General features: G+C 74.9%; 17 protein-coding genes and 1 pseudogene. 10 read left to right on the forward strand and 8 right to left on the reverse strand.

The window, feature by feature from the left end:
- Positions 1 to 4 precede the first annotated feature (4 nt).
- Positions 5 to 11,170, forward strand: coding sequence for a non-ribosomal peptide synthetase (locus ABD343_RS08610; RefSeq protein ID WP_344525800.1), 11,166 nt, complete (start codon positions 5 to 7; stop codon positions 11,168 to 11,170).
- Positions 11,157 to 12,890, forward strand: a complete 1,734-nt coding sequence (locus ABD343_RS08615; RefSeq protein ID WP_344525801.1) for an ABC transporter ATP-binding protein — start codon at positions 11,157 to 11,159, stop codon at positions 12,888 to 12,890. The genes ABD343_RS08610 and ABD343_RS08615 overlap by 14 nt, the downstream gene beginning before the upstream one ends.
- A 27-nt stretch (positions 12,891 to 12,917) precedes the next feature.
- On the opposite strand, the gene ABD343_RS08620 is transcribed toward ABD343_RS08615, so the two are convergent.
- A complete protein-coding gene (locus tag ABD343_RS08620; RefSeq protein ID WP_344525803.1) occupies positions 12,918 to 13,325 on the reverse strand; it encodes a VOC family protein in 408 nt (135 codons plus the stop codon).
- 40 nt (positions 13,326 to 13,365) lie between these two features.
- On the reverse strand, positions 13,366 to 14,553 hold the full coding sequence (locus tag ABD343_RS08625; RefSeq protein WP_344525805.1) for an alpha/beta hydrolase-fold protein: 1,188 nt from the start codon (positions 14,551 to 14,553) through the stop codon (positions 13,366 to 13,368).
- Between the two features lie 115 nt (positions 14,554 to 14,668).
- On the opposite strand from ABD343_RS08625, the gene ABD343_RS08630 reads away from it, so the two are divergent.
- Entirely contained in the window at positions 14,669 to 14,881 is a 213-nt protein-coding gene (locus ABD343_RS08630; RefSeq protein WP_344525807.1) for an MbtH family protein, read from the forward strand.
- Positions 14,882 to 14,942: 61 nt separating this feature from the next.
- Entirely contained in the window at positions 14,943 to 16,499 is a 1,557-nt protein-coding gene (locus tag ABD343_RS08635; protein WP_344525809.1) for an amidohydrolase, read from the forward strand.
- Between the two features lie 19 nt (positions 16,500 to 16,518).
- On the opposite strand, the gene ABD343_RS08640 is transcribed toward ABD343_RS08635, so the two are convergent.
- Positions 16,519 to 17,178 (reverse strand): PepSY domain-containing protein, encoded by a 660-nt coding sequence (locus ABD343_RS08640; RefSeq protein ID WP_344525811.1) that lies wholly within the window; start codon positions 17,176 to 17,178, stop codon positions 16,519 to 16,521.
- A 115-nt stretch (positions 17,179 to 17,293) separates the two neighbouring features.
- Here ABD343_RS08640 and ABD343_RS08645 point away from each other — a divergent pair.
- Both ABD343_RS08645 and ABD343_RS08650 read left to right on the forward strand, forming a co-directional pair.
- Positions 17,294 to 17,491, forward strand: a pseudogene (locus ABD343_RS08645) (transcriptional regulator); the annotation flags it as partial.
- A 16-nt stretch (positions 17,492 to 17,507) separates the two neighbouring features.
- Positions 17,508 to 18,203 carry a class I SAM-dependent methyltransferase gene (locus tag ABD343_RS08650; protein WP_344525813.1) on the forward strand — a complete coding sequence of 232 codons (696 nt, stop codon included), beginning with the start codon at positions 17,508 to 17,510 and terminating at the stop codon, positions 18,201 to 18,203.
- Between the two features lie 511 nt (positions 18,204 to 18,714).
- Here ABD343_RS08650 and ABD343_RS08655 read toward each other — a convergent pair.
- The 5 genes from ABD343_RS08655 to ABD343_RS08675 form a co-directional block, all read right to left on the reverse strand.
- A complete protein-coding gene (locus ABD343_RS08655; protein WP_344525815.1) occupies positions 18,715 to 19,014 on the reverse strand; it encodes a nuclear transport factor 2 family protein in 300 nt (99 codons plus the stop codon).
- 157 nt (positions 19,015 to 19,171) lie between these two features.
- Positions 19,172 to 19,669: a hypothetical protein gene (locus tag ABD343_RS08660; protein ID WP_344525817.1), complete on the reverse strand. Its 498-nt coding sequence runs from the start codon at positions 19,667 to 19,669 to the stop codon at positions 19,172 to 19,174.
- Between the two features lie 88 nt (positions 19,670 to 19,757).
- Complete coding sequence (locus ABD343_RS08665) at positions 19,758 to 20,507, reverse strand: class I SAM-dependent methyltransferase (RefSeq protein ID WP_344525819.1); 750 nt, start codon at positions 20,505 to 20,507, stop codon at positions 19,758 to 19,760.
- Positions 20,508 to 20,517: 10 nt separating this feature from the next.
- Positions 20,518 to 21,204 carry a phosphatase PAP2 family protein gene (locus ABD343_RS08670; protein ID WP_344525821.1) on the reverse strand — a complete coding sequence of 229 codons (687 nt, stop codon included), beginning with the start codon at positions 21,202 to 21,204 and terminating at the stop codon, positions 20,518 to 20,520.
- Positions 21,197 to 22,603, reverse strand: a complete 1,407-nt coding sequence (locus tag ABD343_RS08675; protein ID WP_344525823.1) for a diacylglycerol/lipid kinase family protein — start codon at positions 22,601 to 22,603, stop codon at positions 21,197 to 21,199. Before ABD343_RS08675 ends, ABD343_RS08670 begins: the two co-directional genes overlap by 8 nt.
- Before the next feature lie 240 nt (positions 22,604 to 22,843).
- Between ABD343_RS08675 and ABD343_RS08680 the strand changes: the two genes are divergently transcribed.
- The 4 genes from ABD343_RS08680 to ABD343_RS08695 all read left to right on the forward strand — a co-directional run bounded on the left by ABD343_RS08680 (position 22,844) and on the right by ABD343_RS08695 (position 26,372).
- Positions 22,844 to 23,509 carry a class I SAM-dependent methyltransferase gene (locus tag ABD343_RS08680; protein WP_344525825.1) on the forward strand — a complete coding sequence of 222 codons (666 nt, stop codon included), beginning with the start codon at positions 22,844 to 22,846 and terminating at the stop codon, positions 23,507 to 23,509.
- A complete protein-coding gene (locus ABD343_RS08685) occupies positions 23,506 to 24,021 on the forward strand; it encodes a DinB family protein (RefSeq protein ID WP_344525827.1) in 516 nt (171 codons plus the stop codon). Before ABD343_RS08680 ends, ABD343_RS08685 begins: the two co-directional genes overlap by 4 nt.
- A gap of 95 nt (positions 24,022 to 24,116) precedes the next feature.
- The gene (locus tag ABD343_RS08690; protein ID WP_344525829.1) at positions 24,117 to 25,556 is read left to right on the forward strand and encodes an FAD-binding oxidoreductase; all 1,440 of its coding nucleotides are present in this window, start codon (positions 24,117 to 24,119) and stop codon (positions 25,554 to 25,556) included.
- An 18-nt stretch (positions 25,557 to 25,574) separates the two neighbouring features.
- On the forward strand, positions 25,575 to 26,372 hold the full coding sequence (locus ABD343_RS08695) for a thymidylate synthase (protein ID WP_344525831.1): 798 nt from the start codon (positions 25,575 to 25,577) through the stop codon (positions 26,370 to 26,372).
- Positions 26,373 to 26,377 lie beyond the last annotated feature (5 nt).

Genomic DNA, 26,377 nt, shown 5'->3' on the forward strand with positions numbered 1-26,377 from the left:
TTCGATGATGGAACGCCCCCGTCTCGCCCTGCTGTCTCGCCACCGTCTGACCGGCGTGCGCCGGCGGATCGGCGACTATCCCGACCGGACCATCGCCACGGCGTGCGCCATCGGACTGGCGTACTGGGCGACGGGCCGCAGCCCCGAGGGCATCGCCCTCTCCCCCGACACCCCCTTCCCCGACGTCCTGGGCTGGGCCGACAACGGCGGGCCGGGGCCCGCCGGGTGGGACGTCGTCGGCCCGGACGAGGCGGACGCCGGGGGCACGGGCGGGGCGGACGCCGGGGGCACGGGCGGGGCGGACGGCTTCGGCCCGGGCGCGGCGGAGGGCTGGAGCATCGCCGTCCCCGAGGGCGTCGATCCGGCCGAAGCGCAGCTCGCTCTCGACGACCTGGCCGACTTCCCCGACCGCCCGCTCGGCACCATCGCGCCCTCCAGCGTGGCCGCGCGGATCGAGGAGCTGGCGCGGTGGAACGACACCCGGGCCGACCGTGAACGCCCCACCCTCGTCGAGCTGTTCCACGAGCAGGTCAGGGCCAGGCCGGACGCCGTCGCGATCGTCGACGAGCACCGCTCGCTGACCTATCGTCAGGCGGCCGAGCTGTCGGCGCAGTTGGCGCACCATCTGCGCGAGCGCGGGCTCGGCGCCGAGCAGACCGTGGGGATATCCCTGGGCCGCTCCGCCGAGATGGTCGTCGGGCTGCTCGGCGTGCTCCAGGCCGGAGGCGCGTTCGTCCCGCTCGACCCGCAGTGGCCCGCCGAGCGCCGCGCCGTCGTCATCGACGACGCCCGCGTCGTCGCCCAGCTCAACGGTACGGGCACGCGGCCGCCGGGCGAGCCGCCCGCCGTCCCCGTCGACCTCGACGACTGGGCGTTCGGCGCGCTGCCCGTCGAGGCGCCCGGGGTCGCGCTGCCGGGCGACGCGCTGGCGTACGTCATCTTCACGTCCGGGTCGAGCGGGCGGCCCAAGGGCGCGATGATCCGGCACGAGGCGATCAGCGAACGGCTGCTGTGGCAGTCGCGGGAGATCCTGGGCTTCGGCCACGACGACGCGTCCCTGTTCAAGGCGCCGCTGTCCTTCGACATCTCCATCAACGAGATCTTCCTGCCGCTGGTGTGCGGCGGCCGGGTCGTGGTCCTGCGGCCCGGCGGCGAGCGCGACCCGCACCACCTGCTGGGCGTGATCGCCGAGCAGCGCGTCACCTTCACGTATCTCGTCTCGTCCATGCTGGACGTGCTGCTGGAGATCGCGGCCGGCTCCGGGCGGCTGAGCAGCCTGCGCCATGTGTGGTGCGGCGGCGAGGTGCTCACCCCGGAGCTGTACGAACGGTTCCGCACGCAGCTCGACATCCCGCTGTACCACGGGTACGGCCCGGCCGAGACGACGATCGGCGTCTCCCACGTCATCTACCGGGGCGAGGCCGAGCGCCTCTCGACGTCCATCGGCAAGGCCAACCCCAACACCTCGCTGTACGTGCTGGACGACGAGCTGCGCCCGGTGCCGGTCGGGGTCGGCGGCGAGCTGTACGCGGGCGGGTTCCTCCTCGGCCGCGGCTACGTCGGCGCGCCGGGCCTGACCGCCTCCCGCTTCGTGGCGAACCCTTTCGCCTCGGACGGCTCCCGGCTCTACCGGACCGGTGACCTCGCGCGGTTCGCCCCCGACGGCTCGCTGGACTTCCTCGGCCGCGCCGACAACCAGATCAAGATCCGGGGCATGCGGCTGGAGATCGAGGACGTCGAGGCGGGCCTCGCCGAGCACCCCGCCGTACGGCACACGTGCGTCGTCGCGCGGAAGAGCCCGGCGGGCAGCACCTCGCTCGTGGGCTATGTGATCCCGGTGTCCGGCAGGGAGGACCTGCGGGCCGAGGAGGTCACCGAGTGGGCCGCCGCGCACATGGTGGAGCACATGGTGCCCGCGCACGTCGTGGTGATGGAGGAGTTCCCGCTCACCGCGAACGGCAAGCTCGACCGGCGCGCGCTGCCCGAGCCCGTGATCCGTACGGGCTCCGTCGTCCCGCCCTCAACCGACAACGAGCGCGTGGTGTGCGCGGCGGTCGCCTCGGTGCTGGGGCTCGACGAGGTCGGCGTCGACCAGGACTTCTTCCGGCTCGGCGGGGACAGCCTGCTGACCATCTCGCTGCTGAGCGCGCTGCGCGAGGCGGGCCTCCATGTCACCGTCCGGCAGATCTTCACCCACAGCGGCATCGGCGCGCTGGCGGCCGTCGCGAGCCGGGAGGACGCCGCCCCGGTCGACCACGCCGACGTGGCGGACGGGCCCGTCACGGGCTCGCCCATCGTCCAGTGGCTCGGCGAGACCACCGGCGCGATCGACGGCTTCACGCAGTCGGTGGTGCTCAACACCCCCGGGGCGCTGACCCCGGAGGCGCTCGGCACGCTCCTCGGCGCGCTCGCCGACCACCACCCGATGCTGCGCGCCCGGCTGGTGTGCGGCGAGCGCTGGAGCTTCGACATCCCGGCGGAGGCGGGTCCCGCCGCCACGGGATGGCAGGAGAGCGACCTGCCGCTCGACGCGTGCGTGGCGCGGGCCACCGCCGCGCTCGACCCGGAGAGCGGCGCGATGCTGCGCGCCGTCTGGCGCCGCGCGGAGCGCCAACTGGTCCTCGTCGCCCACCATGTGGTCATCGACGGCGTCTCCTGGCGGGTCCTGATGGAGGACCTGGCCACGGCCTGGCGCCAGTACGCCGCGGGCGAGCCGGTCGAACTGCCCCCGGTGCGTACGTCGTTCCGCCGCTGGACCCAACTGCTGGAGGGCACCGCGTTCGACGCGGAGCGGGCCTTCTTCCAGGAGCCCCTGCCGGGGACGGACCTGCCGGTGGGCAGGCGCGCGCTCACCGGCGACGACACGGTCGCGCGGGAGCGGATACGCACCGTCACCGTCGGCCCCCGGACCACCGCCGCGCTGCTGGGCGAGGTCCCCGCCCGGTTCCACGCGGGCGTCAACGACGTGCTGCTGACCGCGCTCGCCGTCGCCCTCGCCCGGTGGCGCCGCGACCTCGGCCAGGACCAGACGTTCGCGCACATCGAGCTGGAGGGGCACGGGCGCGAGGGCCGCCATGTGGCGGCGACGGCCGGAGCGGAGCCGGATCTCTCGCGCACCGTCGGCTGGTTCACGACGCTGTTCCCGGTGACCGTGGACCCGGGACAGCCGGGACAGCCGGGACAGCCGGGACAGCCGGGGCGCCCAGGACAGCCCGGACAGCCGGGGCACGCGGACCGTTCCGGATCCGCCGCCGGCTTCACCGCGCCGGGCTACCTGGCCGCCGCGCTCAAGGCCGTCAAGGAGGACCTCGCCCGCGTGCCGGGCAACGGCCTCGCGTACGGCGTGCTGCGCCATCTGCACGGCACCGCGTTCGACGCGCCCGCGCCGCAGGTCCTCTTCAACTACCTGGGCCGCTTCGACTCGGGCTCCGCCGAGGACTGGCAGCTCGCGGGCCCCACCGGGCAGCTCGGCGAGCGGCGCGACCCGGCGATGCGGCTGCCGCGCGCCCTGGAGTTCAACGCCATCGCCGAGCCGTCACCGGGCGGCGGACACGAGCTGACCACCGCCGTGTCCTGGCCCGAGGGCGTCTTCCACGACGCGGACATCACCGCCCTCGCGGGCTATTTCCAGGACGCGCTGCACGGCCTCGCCGACCTCGACCAGGGCGGCCACTCCCCCAGCGACTTCGCCCCGGTTCCGCTCACGCAGGCCGACGTGGACGCCCTGGACGGCCCGGCGCTGCGCGACATCCTGCCGCTGACCCCGCTCCAGGAGGGCCTCTACTTCCACTCGGTCTACGACGAGGACTCGGCGGGGAGCTACGTCGAGCAGCAGCTCCTGACCCTCGAAGGCGAGGTGGACACCGACCGGCTCGCGGCGGCGGCCACCCGGCTGCTCTCCCTCTTCCCGAACCTGGCCGCGCGGTTCGTCCCGCTCGCCGACGGGCGGGTCGTCTCGGTGCTGGAGAGCGGCGTGGAGGCCCCGTTCACCGTCCTGGAGAGCCCCGGCATCTCCGACGAGGAGATCCGGGACCTCGCCGAGCGGGACCGCCGCGCCGGGTTCGACCTGGCCGCCGGGCCGCTGATGCGCTGCACCCTGGTCCAGGCGGGCCCGGGCCGGAACGTGCTGGTGCAGACCGTGCACCACCTCATCGCCGACGGCTGGTCGGTGCCGCCGATGCTCCGCGCCCTGCTCGCCGAGTACCACGCGCCGGGCACCGTGCATCCCCTCGGCGGCTTCGCTGACTACGTCCGCCGGCTCGCCGGGCGCGACGAGGAGGAGAGCGACCGGGTCTGGGGCGAGCAGCTCGCCGGGCTGCCGGGTCCCTCGCTCGTCGCCGAGGGCCACACGCCCTCGGACCGGTTCGCCGAGACCGCCGTGGTGCCGCCGCTCGACATCGACGCCGCCGCCTCCTCGGCCGGAGTGCCGCTGAGCGTCGCCGTGCACAGCGCCTGGGCGGTGACGCTGGGCGGCATCCTGCACAGCGACGACGTGGTCTTCGGCTCCACGGTCTCCGGCCGCGACGCCGACGTGCCCGGCATCGCGGACATGGTGGGCCTGTTCATCAACACGATCCCCGTGCGCGCCCGTTGGACCGGCACCACCACGGCCCGCGACCTCCTCACCGCCGTCCGGGAGCACCAGGGCGCCGTCCAGCCGCACCAGCACGTCTCGCTGGCGCGGACGAGCCGGCAGGCGGGCGCGGGCCCGCTCTTCGACACGCTCGTGGTCTTCGACGTCGCCACCGACGTGGTCGCGCTGCGCCGCCCCGGCGACACCCTCGTCATCTCCGACGTCGTCAACGAGGGCGCCCCGCACTATCCGCTCACGCTGGTCGTCGAGCGCACGCCCGACGGCGGCCCGCGCTTCAACCTGATCCACGACGGCGCGCTGCTGCGCGAGGCGAGCGCCCGGCACATCCTGCGTACGTTCACGCGGACCCTCGCCGGGCTGCTCACCCGGCCCGGGGCGCGGGTCGGCGAACCGGCGCCCGGGGACGAGCGGCTCCCCGCGCGGGAGGAGCCGACGACGCTGGGCGCGCTCTTCGACACGGCCGCGCGGCGCGATCCCGCCGCCACCGCCGTCACCCAGTGCGCGCTCGACGGCGCCACCCGCTCGCTGACGTACGGCGAACTCGGGGACGCGAAGGACGCCCTGGCCTCGTCGCTGCGCGCCGCGGGCATCGGCCCCGGCAGCCGGGTCGCGGTGGCCCTGCCGCGCTCCCTGGAGCAGGTCGTCGCGCTGGTCGCCTGCGCCGGGGCGGGCGGCGCGTACGTGCCGCTGGACCTCGCGTATCCGGACGAGCGGCTGGAGTACGTCCTCACCGACGCGGCCCCGCAGGCCGTCCTCGTCGACCGCGAGCACCGTGACCGGTTCGCCGAACTGCTGGCGCGGACGGGCGTACGGGCCCGGCTGCTCGTGCAGGGCGACGAACCGCCCGCGGACACGGGCGGGGCCGCCCCCGGGACCGTGTCCGGGAACGTCACCGCGCCGGACCCGCACGACCCCGCGTACGTGATCTACACCTCCGGGTCGACGGGCAGCCCCAAGGGCGTCGTCGTGCCGCACTCCGCCGTCGTCGCACTGCTCGCGCACACCCGGGCCGACATGGGCTTCGGCCCCGACGACGTGTGGGTGCAGTTCCACTCGGCCTCGTTCGACTTCGCGGTCTGGGAGCTGTGGGGCGCGCTCACACACGGGGGCGAGCTGCTGGTGCCCGAGCACGCGCTGACCCGCTCCCCGCTCGACTTCCACCGGCTGGTTCGCGAGCGCGGCGTGACCGTCCTCAACCAGACGCCGTCGGCCTTCTACCAGTTCGCCGAGGCCGACCGGCACACCGGCGAGCCGCTCCCCGCGCTGCGCCGGGTCGTCTTCGGCGGCGAGGCCCTCGACCTCGGGCGGCTGCGCGGCTGGGTCGAGCGGCACGGCACCGGGACGCCCGAGCTGGTGAACATGTACGGGATCACCGAGACCACCGTCCATGTCACCCACCGGGTGCTGACCGACGAGGACTTCGACGACGGTGCCGGAGCCGAAGTCGGAGCCGGTGCCGGAATCAGTGCCAGTCCGATCGGCGGGCCGATCCCCGGCCTCGTCGCCCACCTGCTGGACGACCGTCTCCGCCCCGTCCCGCCGGGCAGGGTCGGCGCCATCTACGTCGCGGGCGACCAGGTGGCGCTCGGCTATCTCGGCAAGCCGGGGCTGACCGCGAGCCGGTTCGTGGCGAACCCGTTCGCGGGCGACGGCTCCCGGATGTACCACACGGGCGACCTCGCCCGCCGCACCCTCGACGGCGAACTGCGGTTCGTGGGCCGCGCCGACGACCAGGTGCAGCTCAAGGGGTTCCGCATCGAGCTGGGCGAGGTCGAGTCGGCGCTGCGGGAACTCGACGGCGTGGTCGACGCGGCCGTGACCGTGGCGGACAGCGGCGACCATCTGGTGGCGCACGTCGTGGGCCGTACGCCCGACGACGTCACCGGCCCGCTCGCCGCGAAGCTGCCGCCGCACATGGTGCCGGGACGGGTGCTGGCGGTCGGCGCGCTGCCGCTGACGGTCAACGGGAAGCTGGACCGCGCGGCCCTGACGGAGAGCGCCGCGTCCACGGACGAACCACGGGCGGACGCGCCCGAGCCTCCCTCCGCGCTCGCCGAGCTGGTCGGCATCTTCGCGGAGGCGCTGCCCGGCGCCGCCGTCGACGCCGACACCGACTTCTTCCGGGCCGGGGGCGACAGCATCGTCGCCATCACCGTGGTCAACCGGGCCCGGGCATGCGGGCTGGAGGTCTCGCCGCGCGAGGTGTTCCTGCACCGGACGCCGCGCGCACTGGCCGGGAACCTGGCGGCGGGTGCCGCGCAGGCCGCGCCGTCCGCGCCCGTACGCCGCCGCGCTGACGGCCCGCTGCCGCCGACACCGATCATCCTGCGCCAGCGCGAACTGGGCGGCTCGCTCGACCGGTTCGCGCAGGCCCGGACGCTCGCGGTCCCGGACGGCGCCGGGCTCGCCGAGGTCCGGCGCGCGGCGGAGACGGTCGTGGCGGCGCACCCCGTGCTGCGGCTGCGGCTGCGCGTCGAGCACGGCGTGTGGGCGCTGCGCACCGAACCGGCCCGCGAGGTCACGGTCGTACGGTCGGACGCCGCCGACGCGACGGCCGCCGCGAACGAGGCCGCCAGGCGGCTCGATCCCGAGTCCGGCGACGTCGTCGCGTTCTCGTGGCTGGAGGAGAGCCGGACGCTGGTCGTCACCGCGCACCATCTCGCCGTCGACGCGGTGTCCTGGCTGGTGCTGCTGGACGACCTCGCCACGGCGCTGCGCGGCGAGGCCCTGGCCCCGCCCACCACGTCCTACGCGGAGTACGCCGAGGCACTGGCGCTCCGGCCGGTCCGGGCGGGCGACGACGGGCTCGGGCACTGGATCACCACGCTCCAGGCGCCCCCGCTGCTGCCCGAGGCCGCCGGGCCGTCCGGGGCCGCCGGGCGGCGCGAGGCCGCCGTCGTGCTCCCGGCCGGTCTCAGCGACACGGTCACCCGTGCCGCGCCCGCCGCGCTGCTCGTCGGCCTGACCGAGCTGCTGTGCGGCGCGCTGCGCGCCGCCCTCACCCGCGTCCAGTCCTCCCCCACCGACCTCGCCGTCGAACTGGAGCGGCACGGCCGGTTCCCGGTCGAGGAACACCACGACTACACGCGTACGGTCGGCTGGTTCACCTCCATCGCGCCCGTACGGCTCACGCCGCGCACCGATCCCGTCGCGGCGGCCCGCGAGGTCGCTCAGCGGCAGCCGGACGAGTGCGCGCACCTCGCGTACGGGCGGCTGCGCCATCTCGGCCCGCAGACGGCCCCGCTGCTGGCCGCCCTCCCCCGGCCCCAGGTGCTCTTCAACTACCTGGGCCGGGGCGGCGAGTCGGAGGTGCCGCGCGTCACCGGGGGCGAGCAGGGCAGCCCGTACGCGGTCGAGGTCAACGCGTGGACCGACGAGACCACCGGCCGCCTGCACGCGGACTTCACCCTCTCCGACGGCGTCCCGGACGCGCTGCCGGGGCGCTGGTACGACGCGCTGGAGCGGATCGCGCACGCCGCGACGGCCGCCGAGCGCACCGCGCCGGTCACCCCGCTCCAGCGGGGCCTGTACTTCCAGGCCCAGTTGGCGGGCGATTCCGCGCCGTACGTCGCGCAGAGCTGGTTCACCTTCGACCGGCGGCTGGACCCGGACGCGCTGTCCGAGGCGATGGCGTACGTCGTCGCGCGCCACCCCGTCGTCGGCGCGGGCTTCGCCACGGACGACGGCGGCGACCCGGTGCAGGCCCTCGGCGGAGAGCGGCGGATCGCCGTCCGTACGGTCGAAGCCGTGGCGGACGCGGACGTCGAGGCCCTCCGGGACCGGGACCGCGAGGCGGGGTTCGACCCGGCCGAACCGCCGCTGGTGCGGCTGACGGTGGTGCGGCTGCCGGGCGGCAGGGACGGGCTGCTGCTCAGCTACCACCTGCTGCTGTGGGACGGCTGGTCGCGCGAGATCGTGCTGCGGGACCTGTTCGCCGCGTACGAGGCCGTGGTCGCGGGCGGGCCGCTGGAGGCGGTCCCGGCCACGCCGGGCTTCGAGGAGCACGCGCGGCGGCTCGCCGCGAAGGACCCCGCGCCCGCAGAACGGTTCTGGGCGAAGCACCTGGCCGGGCTGCCGGGCCCGACGCTGCTGGCCGGACCGGCGCCGACCCTCACGGACGGCGCGCCGGGCACGCTCGTGCACACGCTCTCCGCCGAGCGGTCCGAGCGGCTGCGCGAGGCCGCCAGGGCGCACGGCGTGACCCTGAACTCGGTGCTGACCGGCGCGTTCGGCCTCCTCCTCGGCGCCCGTACGGGGCGCGGCGACGCCGTGTTCGGCGTGACGGTGTCGGGGCGCGAGGGCGAGGGGCTGGACGAGGTCGTCGGCGTGCTGCTCAACACGGTGCCGATGTGGACGAGGGCCCGGCCCGGCGACACGGTCCGCCGGTATCTGGAGACCGTGCAGGAGTCGCGGGTCGCGGCGATGGAGCACGAGCACCTGGGGCTCGGCGAGATCCAGCGGGCCGGCGGGCACGACACGCTCTTCGACAACCTGTTCGTCCTCCAGAACTTCCTGGACATGGACGCGTTCGCCGCGATGAACGCGCGGCACGGCATCACCTCGGTCGAGGCCGACGACTCCACGCACTATCCGTTCACCTGGGTCGTCACGCCCGGCGAGCGGCTCACGGTCAAGCTGGAGCACCGCGACGGCGACACGGCGGGCGCCCGCGCCCTCCTCGACGGCTACCTGCGGGTGCTCGACGAGGTGGCCCGCGCGGACGGGCCGGTGGGCACGCTGCCGGTCCCGCTGCCGTCCCCGGAGGCCCAGGCCCGTACGGACATCGGCACGGACACCGTCGTGGACCGCTTCGACGTGGCGGCCGACCGCGCCCCCGAGCGGGTCGCGCTCGTCGCCGAGGGCGCGTCCCTGACCTTCGCCGGGCTGCGGGACCGCAGCCGCGCGGTGGCCGGTGTGCTGGCGGCGCGGGGCATCGGCCCCGAGACGACGGTGGGCCTGGCGGTCCCGCGCTCCCTCGACTCGATCGTGGCGCTGTTCGCGGTGCTGCGCGTCGGCGCCGCGTACGTGCCGCTGGAGCTGGACCACCCGGACGAGCGGATCGCGGCGATCGTCGCCGACGCCCGCCCGGAGGTGATCCTCACCGTGAGCGAGGTCGCGCCCCGGATGGCGGGCGGGCCCGCGGGGGCCTGCGAACTGATCGAGCTGGACCGGCCGTTGCCGGAGGCCGAGCCGTACCGTACGTTCGCGCCCGGCGACCCCGCGCGGCTGCGGCACCCCGCGTACACGATCTACACCTCCGGGTCGACCGGGAAGCCGAAGGGCGTGACGACCGAGTACGCCGGGCTCACCAACATGCTGGTCAACCACCAGCGGCGGATCTTCGAGCCGGTGCTGGCCGAACACGGCCACCGGGTCTTCCGGATCGCACACACCGTCTCGTTCGCCTTCGACATGTCGTGGGAGGAGCTGCTCTGGCTCGCCGACGGGCACGAGGTGCACATCTGCGACGAGGAGCTGCGCCGCGACGCGCCCCGGCTGGTCGCCTACTGCCTGGAGCACTCCGTCGACGTGATCAACGTGACCCCGACCTACGCGCAGCAGCTCGTCGCCGAGGGCCTGCTCGACGACCCGGCGCGGCGGCCCCCGCTGGTCCTGCTGGGCGGCGAGGCCGTCACCCCGGCCCTGTGGCGGCGGCTCGCGGAGACGGAGGGGACGGTCGGCTACAACCTGTACGGGCCCACCGAGTACACGATCAACACCCTCGGCGTCGGCACCTTCGAGTGCGAGGACCCGGTGGTGGGCGTCGCCATCGACAACACCGACGTGTACGTCCTGGACCCCTGGCTGCGCCCTGTGCCCGACGGCGTGCCCGGCGAGCTGTACGTGGCGGGCGTCGGCATCGCCCGCGGCTATCTGGGGCAGCCCGCGCAGACCGCGCACCGCTTCGTCGCCTGCCCGTTCGGCGCGCCCGGCGAGCGCATGTACCGCACCGGGGACCTGGTGCTGCGGCGGCCCGACGGGAACCTGGCGTACCTGGGCCGCACCGACCAGCAGGTCAAGATCCGCGGGCACCGGGTCGAGCCGGGCGAGGTGGAGGCCGCGTTCGCCGCGCACCCGGCGGTCCGGTTCGCCGCCGCCGTCGCCCAGTCCGACCCCCAGGTCGACGGTGGCTACCGGCTGGCCGCCTACCTCGTGCTGGAGGACGGCGCGGAGCTGGCGACGGTCGCCGCCGAGGCCGGCGCGGGGCTGCCGGACTTCCTGCGCCCCACGCACTACGCCCGGGTCGACACGATCCCGCTCACGGTCAACGGGAAGGCCGACACCAGGGCCCTGCCGGAGGCCAAGCCGCTGGGCGCGCTGAGCACGGCGGGGCAGCGCGGGCCGGAGACGGAGACCGAGACGGTGGTGTGCGAGTTCTTCGCGGAGGCCCTGGACCTGGATGATGACGAGGTGAGCGCGGTGGGCGACTTCGTGTCCCTCGGGGGACACTCGATGCTGGCGGTACGGCTGGTCGGGCTGCTCCGCCGGGAGTACGGTCCCGTGGTCACGATCCGCGATCTGTTCACCCTGCGAACCCCGGAAGCGATTGCCCGCCATCTCGATGACCACTGCTGAGACCCCCCTCCCTGAGGCCACCGTCCCCGACACCCGCCCGCCCCGCGCCGGGAGCGGCATCCTGCGCACGGCGCTGCGGCGCAACCTCGGCGCCATGTTCGGCGGCACGGTCCTGATGGGCCTGTACCAGGCGGGCGAGACCGCCTTCCCCATCGCGCTCGGCATGATCGTCGAGCACACGATGCGGGACGACCGCACCCTCGGCTCGCTGGGCCTGTCGATCGCGGCGCTGGCCGTGATCATCACCACGGTGTCGCTGTCGTGGCGGTTCGGGATGCGGATCCTGCAGAAGGCCAACACGACCGAGGCGCACCGCTGGCGCGTACGGGTCGCGGCGTGCGGCCTCCAGCCGGTGGCGCGGGACGTGGACCTCAAGTCCGGCGAGGTGCTGACCATAGCCACCGAGGACGCCGACCAGACCGCCGACATCGTCGAGGTCGTGCCGATGCTGATCAGTTCGCTGGTCGCGGTGCTCGTCGCGGCGGTCGCGCTGGGCATGGCCGACTTCCGGCTCGGCCTGCTGGTGATCGTGGGCACCGTCGCGATCCTGTCGATCCTCAGCGTCCTCTCGAAACGGATCGGCTCCACGACCCACGAGCAGCAGGCCCGCGTGGCGCGCGCGGGCGCGAAGGTCGCCGACCTGATCACCGGGCTGCGCCCGCTGCACGGCTTCGGGGGCAACGCCGCGGCGTTCCGCTCGTACCGGGACGTCAGCACCGAGGCGAAGCACCAGGCGATCACCGTCGCCCGGGTGAACGGCGCGTACGCGGGCGCCGCGCTGGCCCTCAACGCGATCCTCGCCGCCGCCGTGACGCTGACCGCCGGGTGGCTGGCGTTCGAGGGCCGGATCACGATCGGTGAGCTGGTGATGGCCGTGGGCCTGGCGCAGTTCATCATCGAGCCGCTGAAGCTGTTCTCGGAGATGCCGAAGTACGTGATGGTCGCGCGGGCCTCGGCCGAGCGGATGGCGCTGGTGCTGGCCGCGCCGCCGGTGGCCGAGCCGGGCCCGGAGCGTACGGCCGGGGGTGGGGGCCTGGAGGTGGACTCCGTGCGCCACGGGGCCCTGCGCAAGCTGCGCTTCCAGGTGCCCGCGGGCGAGTTCGTGGCCCTCACCTCCTACCAGCCGCGCGCGGCGGCCGACCTCGCCGCGCTGCTGGCGGTGCGGGTCCCGCCGCAGGCGTACGAGGGGACGGTGCGGCTCGGCGGGGAGGAACTGGCGGACCTGTCGGTCGAGTCGGTCCGCGCGCGGCTGCTGGTGAACCCGTACGACGGGGAGATCTTCGAGGGCACCCTCCGCTCGAACATCGACCCGTCGGGCACCAGCCGTACCGTGTCCGAGGCCGTCGAGGCGTCCATGCTGACCGACGTGGTGGCCCTCCACCGCGAGGGGCTCGACTACGCCGTCCACGACCGGGGCGCGAACCTGTCGGGGGGCCAGCGCCAGCGCCTCTCCCTGGCCCGGGCGCTCGCCGCGGACCCCGACGTCCTCGTGCTGCACGATCCGACGACGGCCGTCGACGCGGTGACCGAGCAGCTCATCGCCCGCAACGTCGCCGCGCTGCGCCGGGGCCGCACGACCCTCGTCCTCACCAGCAGCCCCGCGCTGCTGGACGCCGCCGACCGCGTCCTCGTCCTCGACGACGGCGTCGTCACGGCCGAGGACACCCACCGCAATCTGCTCGCGCAGGACGAGACGTACTGCCTGGCGGTGGCACGCTGAGGGAGGGGCGGTCCCGCTCGGTGCGGCTCAGCCGGAGGTCGCCGGCCCCGCTCGGCCTGTGGTCGCGGTGCGCTCGGACTCGCTGCGCAGGACGCAGAATTCGTTGCCCTCGGGGTCGGCGAGGACGGCCCAGCCGGTGCCGTCGGGATTCCGGCGGTCGGCGACGAGGGTGGCCCCGATGCCCAGCAGCCGCTCGACCTCCTCCTCGCGCGTGGTCGTCGGGCGCAGGCACAGGTGGATCCGGTTCTTGACGGTCTTCGGGTCGGGCACCTCGTTGAAGTGCAGCAACGGGCCCTCGGGCAGCAGCACGTCGATCTCCGGATCGCCCGGCCCGTCCTCCGGGTCGAGCGGGTGTCCGGTCACTTCGCTCCAGAAGCGCGCCAGCTCATAGGCGTTCCCGCAGTCGACCGCGATGTTCTGCAGCACCGAAACCATGCGGATCATCCTGCACGAACGGCGCCCGCTCCACCACCGGTCACCTCACCGTCGGCCGGGTCTCCGGGGCCAGCGTCCAGGCGACGTCGCGAAGCAGCGCGTGGCGCCAGCCCGCGCGGTCGTGGCCGGAGGCCGAGCGCGACACGCGTACGGTCGCGCCCGTCTCCTCGGTGAGGCGCTCGACCGTCTCGCAGTGCGGCAGCATCCGTGTCTCGTGCTCCCCCACGTCGAACGCGGCGCGCAGGCCCGGCAGCGCGGGGCGTTCGCGCAGCCGCGCGGCGAGGGCGCCGCCGAGCGGGCCGCCCAGGGGGTCCGGCGCGCCCACGGCCCCGGGCGTCCACCAGAACGACGCCGACTGGCACGCGACGCGGGAGACCAGGCCCGGGAACTCCAGCGCCGCGTACAGCGCGCTCAGTCCGCCGAGGCTCTGCCCGGCGACCACGAGCCGGCCGGGATCCGGGTCGGCCGGGACGCCGGACTCCGCGACGAGCGGCAGCAGTTCGTCCCTGACCGCCTCCCACAGCTCGGGGCGGCATCCGAACTCGGCCTCCCTGTCCTTGGCCGGGAGGAAGACGAGCGTGGCGGGCGGCATCGCACCGGCGGTGAACGCCGCGTCGAACGCGGTCGCCGCCGGGTGCAGGAACAGCCAGTCGTCCCCGTCGAGCAGCAGCACCACCGGTCCCCCGCCGCCCACGGGATGGACGCGCACCGTGCGCCGCCCGCCGAGCCGCCCGCCGAGCCGCTCGCTGGACCAGCGGATCCGGGTGCGCGGGAGCGGCGGGACGTCGTCGGGGCCGACGACCGGCCAGTGCGGCTGGGGCGGGGCGTCGGGGGTGGCGGCGAGGGACCGGTCGGGGCCCGCGCCGACGGGGTTGAGCGGATCGGCGTACGCGGCGCCGTCCACGAGGAACTGGTACGTCAGCCGCATCCGCGCGGGCAGGCGCACCTCGGCGTACCAGCAGTCCGTGTCGCCGAAGCGGCGCAGCGGCACGGGGTCGGCCCCGCTCTCGAAGCCGACGTCGGCCCGGTCGGCGGAGGAGGCGGGACCGCGCCACAGGAAGAGCGCCCTCCAGCTCCCGTCGTCGGCGGGCACCGTGACGGGCGTGCCGCCCTCGGCCGCCGCGGCCCAGAACTCGTCGGTGCCGGGCGTGGTGGGCAGCCCGAACCCGGCGAAGGCAGAAGCGGAGGCAGAGGCAGAGGCAGAGGCGAGGGCGCTCTCCGGGCGCATGAACGTCTCCTTGTGAGAGGGGAAGCGGCCAGCTAGGCTCGCCGCGATGTCATGGTTAGGTGAGCCTAACTTCATCATGGCACGGACCCGTCGGTCCCGAGGAGGCACGGAACACATGAGCACCAACCCGTTCGACGACACCGAAGGCCGCTTCCTGGTCCTGGTCAACGACGAGGGCCAGCACTCCCTTTGGCCGTCCTTCGCCGAGGTGCCCGGGGGGTGGGAGGTCGTCTTCGGCGAGAACACCCGGGAGGCGTGCCTCGACTTCGTCGAGTCCCGCTGGACGGATCTGCGCCCGCGCTCCCTGCGCGAGTCCACGGACGCGTGAGGGCGGAGCGCTGACGCCGCCGACGCTCTGCACGAGGCTCACGAACGCGCGGTTCCTCACCATGGACCCGGACCACCCCGTCGCCCACGACCTGGGCATCTGGCGGGGCCGGATCGCGGGCCTGGACGAGGCCGCGACCTCCGTACCGGCCCGCGAGGTGATCGACCTCCAGGGCGCGACCGTACTGCCGGGGTTCATCGACGCCCATGTGCACCTGGCCTGGACGGGGTTCAAGGAGAGCACCCCGAGCGTCGCGGGCCGCACCCGGATCGACGACGTCCTCGCCGCCGTCGAGGAGGCCGTGCAGGACGCCGTCGCCCGGGACGGTGCGCCCGGCGGCTGGGTGAGCCTCGCGGGATACGACCAGCGGGCCCTGGGCCGCCATCTGACCGCCGCCGAGCTGGACCGGGTCAGTCACGGGCGCCAGGTGTTCCTGCTCCACGACTCGGGGCACGGCTGCGTCGTCAACACCGCCGTCCTGGACCGGCTCCCCGCCGGCGTCCCGCACGAGAACGGCTTCCTCGCCGAGGGCGCCATGGGCGCGGCCCGCGCCCTGCGCCTCCCGTACTCCCAGCGCGAGCTGGCCGCGGCGATCGGCCGCGCCGCGCGTACGTGCCTGGCGGAGGGCGTCACCGCCTGCGCCGAGGCGGGCATCGGCGGCACGCTCTTCGGCCACAGCCCCGTCGAGCTGAGCGCCTACCAACTCGCCCGCGACGACGGGCTGCTGCCCCTGCGGGTGCAGCTCATGGTCTCCGCCGACCGGCTCCGCCCCGTCGGCGCGCACACGGACGACGGCATTCCGCGCGCCCTCGACCTGGGCCTGCGCACCGGGTTCGGCGACGAGTGGCTCTCCGTGGGCGCCCTGAAGGTCTACACGGACGGCGGGATGATGGCCCGTACTGCCGCGCTGACCCGCCCGTACGAAGGGCTGGACCACGCCGGGCAGTTGCAGGACGACCCCGAGGCGCTCGCGGACGTCATCGTGGACGGCCACCTCGCCGGATGGCAGCTCGCCGTCCACGCGATCGGCGACCGCGCGGCCGACGTCGCGCTCGACGCCCTCGAACGGGCCCAGCGGCTGCGGCCGCGCGCCGACGCCCGGCACCGGATCGAGCACGCGGGCCTGATCCGCCCCGACCAGCTCGCGCGCTTCGCCCGGCTGGGCGTCACCGCGGTCGTCCAGCCCCACTTCCTGCGCGCGTTCGGCGACGACTACGCGGCGGTCATGGGCGAGGAGCGCGCCCCGTGGATGTACCGGGGCAGGGCGTTCCTGGACCACGGTATCCCGCTCGTCGGCAGCTCCGACCGGCCCGTCTCGGACGGATCCCCGCTGCGGGCCGTGCAGTTCATGGTCGAGCGCGCCTCCGCCTCGGGCCGGGTCATCGGCCCGGACGAGGGCATCACCGTAGAGCAGGCCCTGCACGCGTACACGGTCGCGGGCGCGCGGGCCTGCCGCTGGGAGGACACCCTCGGCAGCCTCACCCCGGGCAAGCTCGCCGACCTGGTCGTCCTCGGCGACGACCCGCGGCATGTCGCGGCGTCGCGGATCGGGGAGACCGAGGTGGTGGCGACGTACGTGGGCGGACGCGACCGGACGCCGGCCCGGGCCCCGGGCTGAGGCCCAGGCGACTCTCCTGTCAGTCGCGGTCGACGTGCTCGCGCAGCACCTTGCGGTTGGTGACGTCGATGTCGTAGGTCGTCTTGTTCCAGTCGTTGGGCGTGACCACGTCCACGGACCAGAGCACCTTGCCGCTGTCGTTGTCGTCCAGCTCGATCGCGGCGACGGTGCCCTTCTTCTCGCCGATCGCCACCTGGGCCGCCTGCTCGGCCGAGACCCTGGCCTTGCCGAGCCAGGAGGCCAGCTCCTTGCGGTCGTCGCCGTCGTCGTCCTCGGCCCGTGGCTTCGCGGCCTTGCCGGAAGCGGCGTCGACGGCCACGGAGTGTGCCGTGCCGTCCTCGGTGGCGACCTCCGTCTCCCACCTCGCGCGTCCGCCGGGCCCCGCGTCGAGCTCGGCCTTGACCGGTTCGCTGTCCTTGACCGCCTTGGTGGCCGCCGCCAGCGCCTTGTCGTACGTCACCTTCGCCTTGGGGATCAGCGCCTTGCGCTCGCGCTGGTCCTCGGTGAGGCTGCTGTCCTTCTTCCCGCCGCCCGCGGATGCGGACGCGGACGGCGACGCGTCGTCGCCCCCGCTCTTCTCCTCGTCCCCGCAGCCCGCGAGCAGTCCGCCGACCGTCACGGCGAGCACGCACACGGCACCCGCCGTCCGCGCCAGCCTCTGTCCCGTTGTCCCGTCCATTTCGCATGCCTCCATATCGGGAACAATAGGGACGGGTCTCCTCCGATTCCGCGCGGAAACGCGTACGCCCGCCGGATGCCCGGAAGCGAGGCCCCGGGCGTCGTACGGTCGAGGTGTGGACAACCGTCGAGAGGTCCGCGAGTTCCTCACCTCGCGGCGAGCCAGGATCACCCCCGAGCGGACGGGACTGCCCGCCGGGCCCCGGCGCCGCCCCGCCGTCCCCGAAGCCCGCGCCGACGCGCTCACCACGGGGCCCGCCTTCGTCCGCAACGGCCGCATGGACCTGGTCGCCGTCAATCCGCTCGACCGCGCCTCGAACTGAGGCACCCGTGGGCACGGCGCTCCCCGGCGACTACGACAGCGATCCTGGACGCTTCTCCGCGAACCAGGAGGCCACCCGGCGCTTCGCGGCGCTCGACGACGTCCACCCCGGGGTCGCCCGGCGGCTGGCCGCCGAGGGCTGCCGCACCGTCATCGACATCGGCGGCGGCAACGGCACCCTGGCCGTATGCCTCGCGGCCGAGGGCGTGGCCGCCGTGGGGGCCGACACGGCCCGCCACCTCGCCTCCGCTCCCCGCCCCGCGGTCCTCGCGGACGCCCGTCGGCTGCCCTTCCCCGACGGGACGTTCGACGGCGCGGCGGCCCTGTGGATGCTCTACCACCTGGCGGATCCCGTGACAGCGCTGCGGGAGGCCCGCCGGGTGCTGCGGCCGGGCGGGCTGCTCGCGGTCAGTACGAGCGGCCGGTTCAACGACCCGGAACTCGCGTCCGTCCTGCCCGGCTGGGGGCGGCCGTCGAGCTTCGACGCGGAGAACGCCCCGGACCAGCTCGCCCGCGTCTTCGAACACGTCGAGATCCAGCGCTGGGACCGCCCCGCGGTCCACCTCCCCGACCGTGCCGCTCTCACCCTCTACCTACGGGGCCGGGGCCTGTCCGGACACGACGCCCCCCTGGCCGCACGGCGCCTCCCCACCCCGCTGACCGTCACCAAACGCGGCATGACCGCCTGGGCCCGCAGGAACTGAGGTCCCTCAGGCCTCCGGGGCTCCCTCGTGGTCTGTCACGGTGATGCGGAAGGCGGGGTGGTCGGTGGGGGTCGGGGAGGTCCGCGAAGGTGCGGGACACCGAGGGCAGCTTGCCGTACTGGCGCAGATACTCCTCGACCAGCGACGGCAATTGCTCGGCGGGGACCTCCTCCGCCGTGAAGCGCTCGACCCGGCCCCGCCGGGTGAGCCTGCCCTCGCCCGAGGCGCGCAGATTGCGCGACCACTCCGTGTCGCCGTACGCGAGAGCAGATACTCGTGGCCCTGGTGCCGCAGGACGGCGGCCGGGTTGGAGCGCCACTCCGCGCTCGACCGCCCGGGCACCGAGAGCAGGCTGACGACCTGCGGCTTGAACAGGCGTGCCATTCGGGCGCCGATGACGCGCGCGGCCCAGGGCGGGCGCACGTATTTCCTGGTCATCGCTGCTCCTTTCCAGCGGCCGAGGGCGAGGGCGGGGCGGTGTGCGGGGGCTCAGTCGGGTGGCGAGCAGCCGTCACTCGGGGCCGCCGGTGAACACGAGGGTCACGCGGAACGAGCCCTCGACGGGCTGCCCCTTCTGGGTGCCGCGCTGCGTCTGGGTGCCGACGACGACGGCGCTCCCGTCGCCGTACCGCGTCGGCGTGTCCGGGGCGAACTCGAAGTCGGTGTACGCCAGTCCGTGGCCGAACCGCTCCAGCCACTGAGCGCGGCGGAGCAGGAATCCGTACGGGCCGACGGCGAGGAAGTCGGGGTGCAGCAGGCCGTCCAGAGCCCCGGCGTCCCCCTCGCGCTCGGCACGCGCCCAGGCGGCCACCTGTTCGTCGACCGGCGGCTCAACGAGGGCCTGAGCGACGACGAACGCGGCACGCTCGCCGCGCTCCTGCGCCGCCTCGCCCGCAACGCCGGCGCGGAGGAGCCCGCCGCGGGCCCGCCCTGGACGGGCCTGGCCGAACGGTCGGAGACCTGAGGCCTCAGGCGCGCACGCGCCACCGCCGCCGGGGCGCGGGCGACGTCCCTCGCCGGGTCGCCCGTACGTAGGACAGGAACGCCGCCGCGAGGAGCGCCAGTACGGCGATGCCGAGAAGCCCGTGGTACCAGCGCCAGCCCACTCCGAACCCGACGAGGCCGTCCGCGATCAGCACCACCATGCCCGCGCCGACACCGGCGGAGGCGAGCGTGAGCGCGCCCAGCATCAGGACGCGCGGGATCCGGCGCCCGGCGGCGGCCACCGTCGCGAGGAAGAGCGCGGCGCCCAGCAGTCCGTTGGACGCGGCGAGCCACTGCGCCGTGGCCACGTCCATCATGTCGCGGGCGTAACGCTCGTACTCCTCGGCGGGGACCGCGGGGCCGCCCGGGAAGCCCAGCTTGCCCTGCGCCGCGAAGACGGCCTTCCCGAGGCCGTATCCGAGGAACAGCGCCGCCATCGTCCAGCCGGGCCACCGCACTTGGCGCCCTGGTTCGCTCCACATGCGAGCACCGTAGGAGCCGTGGGCGCGGCCGGACGTCCCGCCCGCGGAGGAGCCTCCTCCGCCGCGCGGCGGAGGGGCTACGGCGGCGCTACGGCCGTTCGGCGGAGACGATCAGGAAGTTGGGCAGGCGGACGTAGGACTCGATGCCGGGGGTGGTGGGCGCGGCCTCACGCGCGACGGACGGGTCGAGCCCCGGCTCGGCGAGCGCGCGCAGGCGGCAGCCGAGGTCCGCGAGCGCGTTGAGGTACGCCGAGAGAGGGCGGTGGAAGTCGGACGCGAGAGGCTGGGGGATCTCGTACTCCTCCAGATAGCGGCTGAGGCGGTAGTCGCCGTGCGCGCGCCACGTCGACAGCAACTGTTCGAAGGCCGGGTGGTTGAGGGAGAAGACGAACAGCCCGCCCGGGCGCAGCGCCTCCACGCAGGCGCGCATCGCGGGCTTCCAGTCGGGGACGGCCGCCAGCACCATGCTGCACACCACGGCGTCGAACGGGCCGCCCAGGTCCGGCAGTCGGCACAGGTCGCCCTGGACGTACGTGATGCCGCGCGGCTCGGCCGCCTCCTTCTCGCGCGCGTAGGTGAGCATGGTGTCGGTGGGTTCGACGCCCGTGACGTCGGCGCCCCGGCCGGCGAGCATCCGGCTGAAGTAGCCGTGCCCGCACCCGGCGTCGAGGACGCGGCGTCCGCGTACGTCGCCCAGCAGCCGCAGCAGTTCCGGGTTCACCAGGTGGTGCTTGGCGAAGTCGCCGTGGGGCTCCATCGCTTCCAGTGCCTCGCGCGGGATGCGGTTCCATTTGCGGATCGCGTCATCGTTCGCCCGGTTCGCCCGTGGGGTGCTCATCCGCGCGAGACTAGCCCCGGTTCCGGCGGCTGTCGCGGGTGCCGTCGGGGAGTGCGGCGCGGCGCATCAGGGCGCGGGTCGCCGCGAGGGACACCGCCGCGGCGGCGAACCCGAGCACACCGCCGCCCGCGACGTCCCCCGGATAGTGCACTCCCGTGTGCACCCGGGAGTAGCCGACGGCGACCGCCAGCGCGCCGAGCGGCACCGCCGCCGGGGGCAGGACGACGCCCACGGCGGTGGCGAACGCCGTCGCGGACGCCGTGTGCCCGGACGGGAACGAGGCCGACTCCGGCATGCGCACATGCCGGTCCACGCTGACCTGGGCCTTCTCCCGGTCGGGCCGCCGACGACGGACCATCCGCTTGCCGAAGAGGTTCGAGGCCGTCGAGGCGAGCCCCACCGCGCCCGCACCGGCCAGCGCCGCCCGCCGGGACCGCCCGGGCACGAGGGAGAGCCCCGCCGCGACGGTGAGCGAGATCTTCGAGTGGTCCGCCGCGTGCGACAGGCTCCGCAGCGCTCGGTCCAGCGTGGGCGTCGGCGTGGCCGCCACGGCCGCGTACAGGGCACCGTCGACCGCCCGGAGATCGCCGAGCACCCCGGCCACGGCCTCACGCGCCGCCCCGAACGGCGACCCGCTCGCGGCACGCCCCGGGGCCCCGCCCGGGTCCCGAGGGCCGTTCCGGTCCCAGTCAGGCATGGGGCTGCTCCTTCGACGGCGACGGCGAGGGCGACGGCGAAGGCGACGGCTCCGCCCGGCCCAGGGCGAGGGCGAGCAGGCGGCGCCAGTTGACGGCGGGGGCAGGGGGCGGGGCCAGGGCGCCAGGCCGGTCGCGCGGGACGCGGACCCGCAGCGCGCCGGGGCGCAGCGTGCACACGACCGGCGTGGGCATCCGCAAGGCCTCGCCGTCCACCGCCACGGAGATCTCGTCGGCGCCGGGGGAGGTCACCTCGGTCCGCCGCGCGGTCATGACCGTCAGGCCCGGGGACTGCGCACCGCGTACGGCCAGGTCCGCGGCCTGCGCCGCGCTCTCCACCCGGATCCCCAGCACGCCCAGTTCGCCGCCGTCGAGGCGGGGGCGGCGGGCTCCCTCGGTGAGGGCGTCGGCCGCCGCGTACGGGTTGTTGCTGACGAGCAGCGCCTGCTGGACGGTGAGCGCGGTGCCGTCGATCCGGGCGTCGAGCCGCCGTACGCCCTCGCCGACGAGCAGGTCGGGCAGGAGGCTCAGCGCCGTGCCCGCCTTGTCGTCGCGGTACTCGGGGCGCTGTACGACATCGGCGTAGACCCCGAACGACACGGTGTTGACGAAGGCCCGGCCGTCGACGTCACCGAGGTCCACCCGTAGTTCCTCGCCGTCGCGCAGGGCGTCGAGGCAACGGGACGGGTCGCCCCTGTCGAGGCCGAGGTCCATGGCGAAGTGGTTGCGGGTGCCCGCGGAGACGACGAGGAACGGCAGGCCGTGCTCGGCGGCGACGGCGGCGACCAGCGCCTGGGTGCCGTCGCCGCCCGCGACACCGAGCAGGTCCGCTCCCCCGGCCACCGCCTCCCGGGCGAGCGCGGCGACGTCCGCCGGGGCCGAGGGATCGAGGAGGACGACCCGGGCACCGAGTTCCTCCGCCTTCCCGACGAGCCCGAAGCGGCCGACCTTCCCGCCGCCGGACTTCGGGTTCATGATCAGGACCGGGTGCCGGGGCCGGGGCGCGGCGTTCGCCCGTCCGGGGCGGTCGGTCCGCGATCTGCGCAGCGCCGCCCGCGCGCACGCCAGTGCCGCGCCCCAGCCCACGCACGCGACAAGGGCCGTCAGCCACAGCCCCTCCCAGGTGAAGAGCACGAGGACCGCGACGGGCGCCAGGACGGCGACGCCGAGCCCGAGCAGCCGTACGACCCCGCGGTGCGCCAGGAACCACCACACGCCCGCGACGCAGACGACCAGCCCGAGCAGCCCCGCGCCGACGATCACCAGTCCGCCCGCGCCCCACGCCAGCAGCAGGACGGCCACGGCGGCGGCCGCAGCCAGCAGGGCGCACCACGCGAGCAGCCGTGCGGCCACGCCCCCGGGAGAGCCCGCCGTCCGCGTCCTGCCCATGGTCCTGCCCATGGCGTTCGCTCCCTGCCGTGTCCGGGCCGCTACGGGCACCAGCCTGGCCACACCGGTACGGGAGGGCACCCGGGCGAGGCCATGCGGGTGAGCGGGCACCAGCACCCGGCACCGGATGTGCGGATCCGCAATTTTTCTTGCCGCCCGGCGACGGCCGTACCGATGCTGTCGGTACCTCACCGGCGCCACGGGCCCGCCTCGGAGCCCGCCCGGCACGCCGGCCGACGAAGGGCACCGCACATGAACTCCACGGACTCCAAGGACTTCACGGACTCCACCACGCTTCCGGACGACGCCCAGCGGTTCTGGGAACGGCACTACCGCGCCCAGCGCGCCTGGGGCGTGCGCGTCAATCCGCTGCTCGCCGAGACCGCCGCCCCGCTGCGCCCCGGCGACGCGCTCGACCTGGGCTGCGGCACCGGGGGCGACACCGTCTGGCTCGCCGAGCAGGGCTGGCACGTCACCGCCGTGGACATCTCCGGTACGGCCGTCGCGCGCGTACGGGAACGCGCCCGCGAACTCGGCTTCGGTGAACGGGTCGCCACGCAGCGGCACGACCTGGCCGAGAGCTTCCCCGAGGGGCGGTTCGACCTCGTGTCCGCGCAGTACTTCCACACCCCGTTCCCGCTGCTCCGCGCCCGCGTCCTGCGTACCGCCGCGCACGCCCTGCGCCCCGGCGGCCTCCTGCTGGTCGTCGACCACGGCTCCGCCGCGCCCTGGTCGTGGAACCAGGACCCGGACGTCCACTACCCCACGCCCGACGAGACCGCCGCCGAGATCGGCCTCGACCCCGGGGGCTGGTCCGTTCTGCGCGCCGACATGCCCCGCCGCCGGGCCACCGGGCCCGGCGGGGAGACGGCCACGGTGGTGGACAACGTCCTGCTCGTGCGGCGGGGTGCGGCATGAGCGCCCGTACCGGACAGGCGCGCCGGGCCCGTTCGCGTGCGCGGGACTCGGGCCCGCCGTCGTCCGCGCCCGACGAGAAGGCCACCCTGTGCGCCTTCCTCGACTACCTGCGCGAGTCGATCGCCGACAAGGTCGCGGGCGCGCCCGAGCCGCAGGTACGGACGGGCGCCGTGCCCTCGGGCACCTGCCTTCTCGGCCTGCTCAAGCACGTGACGTCCGTCGAACGGTTCTATTTCCTCGGTGAGGAGCCGGCCGACTGGCCCGCGACGCTGCGGCCGTCCGCCGAGGACACCGTCGAGGGCGTGCTCGCCGCCTACCGTACGGCCGTTGAGCAGGCCAACGCGGTCATCGACGGCTGGCAGGACCTGACGCTCCCCGCCCCGCGCCCGCCGCGCCGGGGGCCGGGGCCGTCGATGCGGTGGGTCCTGGTGCACATGATCGAGGAGACCGGCCGCCACGCGGGCCACGCGGACATCCTCCGCGAGCAGATCGACGGTGCCACGGGCCGCTGAACACCGCAATTCTCAGGAAGCACCGCTGTGCCCCCGCTCCCTACGGTGAAGACGGCGAACGAAGGAACGCCACACCACCAGCGGAGGAAGCGCCCATGACCACCGGAAAGACCGGGCCCACCGGACCCACCAGAGCCGCCGGAACCACCGGAACCACCGGAGCCGCCGGAACCGACGCCTCCCTCGGTGACGCGCTGCGCGCCGCCGTCAGGGGCCCGGTGGTCGTGCGGGGCGACGACGGCTTCGACGACGCCCGCCGCCCCTGGAACCTCGCCGTCGACCAGCCGGTCGCCGCCGTCGTGGAACCCCTGGACGCCGACGACGCCGCTGCCGCCGTCCGGTTCGCCGCGCGCACCGGACACCCGCTGCTGCCCCAGCCGAGCGGGCACGGCGCCTCGGGCGACGCGGCGGACGCGCTCCTGCTGCGCACCCACCGCATGGACGACGTCACGCTCGATCCCGTACGCCGCACGGCCCGGGTCGGCGCCGGGGCCAAGTGGGGCCAGGTGCTCACCGCCGCCGACCCGTACGGGCTGACCGGGCTCGCGGGCAGCTCGCCGGTGGTCAGCGTCGCGGGGTACGCGCTCGGCGGCGGGCTGAGCTGGTTCGGCCGGGCGCACGGCTTCGCGGCGCACAGCGTCCGGGCCCTGGACGTCGTCGACGCGACCGGCACCGCGCGGCATGTGACGGCGGAGTCGGACCCGGAGCTGTTCTGGGCGCTGCGCGGCGGCGGAGGCGACCACGCGCTGGTCACCGCCCTCGAAATCGACCTCGTCCCCGCGCCGGAGCTGTACGGCGGGGCGCTCCTGTGGCCGGGCGCGGCGGCGCCTGACGTGCTCGGCGCGTACCGGGAGGTGACCGCGGCGGCGCCGGACGCGCTGACGGTCTGGTTCAGCCTCGTGCACTTCCCGGGCGCCGAGCCGATGACCGCCGTGCACGCCACCTACCTCGGCCCGCCCGAGGAAGGCGCCGCGCTGCTGCGCCCGTTCGAGAGGGCGGGCGGCACGCTGACCGACTCGCGCGGCGCCCTCTCCCCCGCCCGCCTGGGCTCGGTCACCGCCGAGCCGACGGCTCCGCAGTCCGGGCTGTCCAGCGCCGAGCTGCTCACGGAGCTGACGGACGAGGCGGCGGAAGCCCTCCTCGCCCGGCCGATCGAGCCGCTCCTCAACGTCCAGCTCCGGCACCTGGGCGGCGCGTTGGCGCGTCCCCCGGCGGACGCGGGCACGGAAGCGGGCGCGTGCGGCGTCCTCACCGAGCCGTACCTGCTGTCCACGTACGGCAGGGTGCCCGACCCGGGGGCGGCGGCGGGCGTACGGGAGCGGCAGGCCGAACTGGCCCGCGACCTGCGCCCGTACCTCACAGGCCGGAAGCCCTACACGTACCTCTCCCCCGGCGAATCCGCCGCGGCCGCCTTCCCGGCGCCCGCCCTGGCCCGGCTCCGCGCCCTCAAACGCGAGCGCGACCCCCGGGGCGTCTTCCGCGCGAACGCCCCGGTCCTCGGCCCGCCGAGCCCCCTCGGGTCCGCGCCGAGGTGACGTCTAGACTCGTCGGCTGTGGCGGACACCCAGTACGAAGATCTTTTGCGGCATGTGCTCACCTCCGGAACGCCCAAGGGCGACCGGACAGGAACCGGAACCCGGAGCATTTTCGGGCACCAGCTACGGTACGACCTCTCGCAGGGGTTTCCGCTGGTCACGACCAAGAGGGTGCATCTGAAGTCGATCGTCTACGAGCTGCTGTGGTTCCTGCGCGGCGACTCGAACGTCGGCTGGCTGCGTGAGCACGGCGTCACCATCTGGGACGAGTGGGCCGACGCGAACGGCGACCTCGGCCCGGTCTACGGCGCGCAGTGGCGCTCCTGGCCGACCCCGGACGGGCAGCACATCGACCAGCTCGGCGAGGTCCTGGACACGCTGCGCCGCGACCCGGACTCGCGCCGGATCATCGTCTCGGCCTGGAACGTCGGCGAGCTGTCCAAGATGGCGCTGGCGCCGTGCCATGCCTTCTTCCAGTTCTACGTGGCCGACGGCAGGCTCTCCTGCCAGCTCTACCAGCGCAGCGCCGACCTGTTCCTCGGCGTCCCGTTCAACATCGCGAGCTACGCCCTGCTCACGCACATGGTGGCGCAGCAGACGGGCCTGGAGCCGGGCGACTTCATCTGGACGGGCGGCGACTGCCACATCTACGACAACCACGTCGAGCAGGTGACCGAGCAGCTCTCGCGCACCCCGTACGACTTCCCCCGCCTGCGGCTGCGCGAGGCCGGCTCGCTCTTCGACTACGCCTACGAGGACGTGGAGGTGCTCGACTACCGGCACCACCCGGCCATCAAGGCCCCGGTGGCGGTGTGAGCGCG

This window comes from Streptomyces albiaxialis (assembly GCF_039530985.1).
Classification (GTDB): Bacteria; Actinomycetota; Actinomycetes; order Streptomycetales; family Streptomycetaceae; genus Streptomyces; species Streptomyces albiaxialis.

What these genes read in the sequence shown, in the direction of transcription:
- ABD343_RS08610 (WP_344525800.1), top strand. Translation starts at nt 5, where the DNA reads ATGATGGAACGCCCCCGTCTCGCCCTGCTGTCTCGCCACCGTCTGACC.
- ABD343_RS08615 (WP_344525801.1), top strand. Translation starts at nt 11,157, where the DNA reads ATGACCACTGCTGAGACCCCCCTCCCTGAGGCCACCGTCCCCGACACC.
- ABD343_RS08620 (WP_344525803.1), bottom strand. Translation starts at nt 13,325, where the DNA reads ATGGTTTCGGTGCTGCAGAACATCGCGGTCGACTGCGGGAACGCCTAT.
- ABD343_RS08625 (WP_344525805.1), bottom strand. Translation starts at nt 14,553, where the DNA reads ATGCGCCCGGAGAGCGCCCTCGCCTCTGCCTCTGCCTCTGCCTCCGCT.
- ABD343_RS08630 (WP_344525807.1), top strand. Translation starts at nt 14,669, where the DNA reads ATGAGCACCAACCCGTTCGACGACACCGAAGGCCGCTTCCTGGTCCTG.
- ABD343_RS08635 (WP_344525809.1), top strand. Translation starts at nt 14,943, where the DNA reads ATGGACCCGGACCACCCCGTCGCCCACGACCTGGGCATCTGGCGGGGC.
- ABD343_RS08640 (WP_344525811.1), bottom strand. Translation starts at nt 17,178, where the DNA reads ATGGACGGGACAACGGGACAGAGGCTGGCGCGGACGGCGGGTGCCGTG.
- ABD343_RS08660 (WP_344525817.1), bottom strand. Translation starts at nt 19,669, where the DNA reads ATGTGGAGCGAACCAGGGCGCCAAGTGCGGTGGCCCGGCTGGACGATG.
- ABD343_RS08665 (WP_344525819.1), bottom strand. Translation starts at nt 20,507, where the DNA reads ATGAGCACCCCACGGGCGAACCGGGCGAACGATGACGCGATCCGCAAA.
- ABD343_RS08670 (WP_344525821.1), bottom strand. Translation starts at nt 21,204, where the DNA reads ATGCCTGACTGGGACCGGAACGGCCCTCGGGACCCGGGCGGGGCCCCG.
- ABD343_RS08675 (WP_344525823.1), bottom strand. Translation starts at nt 22,603, where the DNA reads ATGGGCAGGACCATGGGCAGGACGCGGACGGCGGGCTCTCCCGGGGGC.
- ABD343_RS08680 (WP_344525825.1), top strand. Translation starts at nt 22,844, where the DNA reads ATGAACTCCACGGACTCCAAGGACTTCACGGACTCCACCACGCTTCCG.
- ABD343_RS08685 (WP_344525827.1), top strand. Translation starts at nt 23,506, where the DNA reads ATGAGCGCCCGTACCGGACAGGCGCGCCGGGCCCGTTCGCGTGCGCGG.
- ABD343_RS08690 (WP_344525829.1), top strand. Translation starts at nt 24,117, where the DNA reads ATGACCACCGGAAAGACCGGGCCCACCGGACCCACCAGAGCCGCCGGA.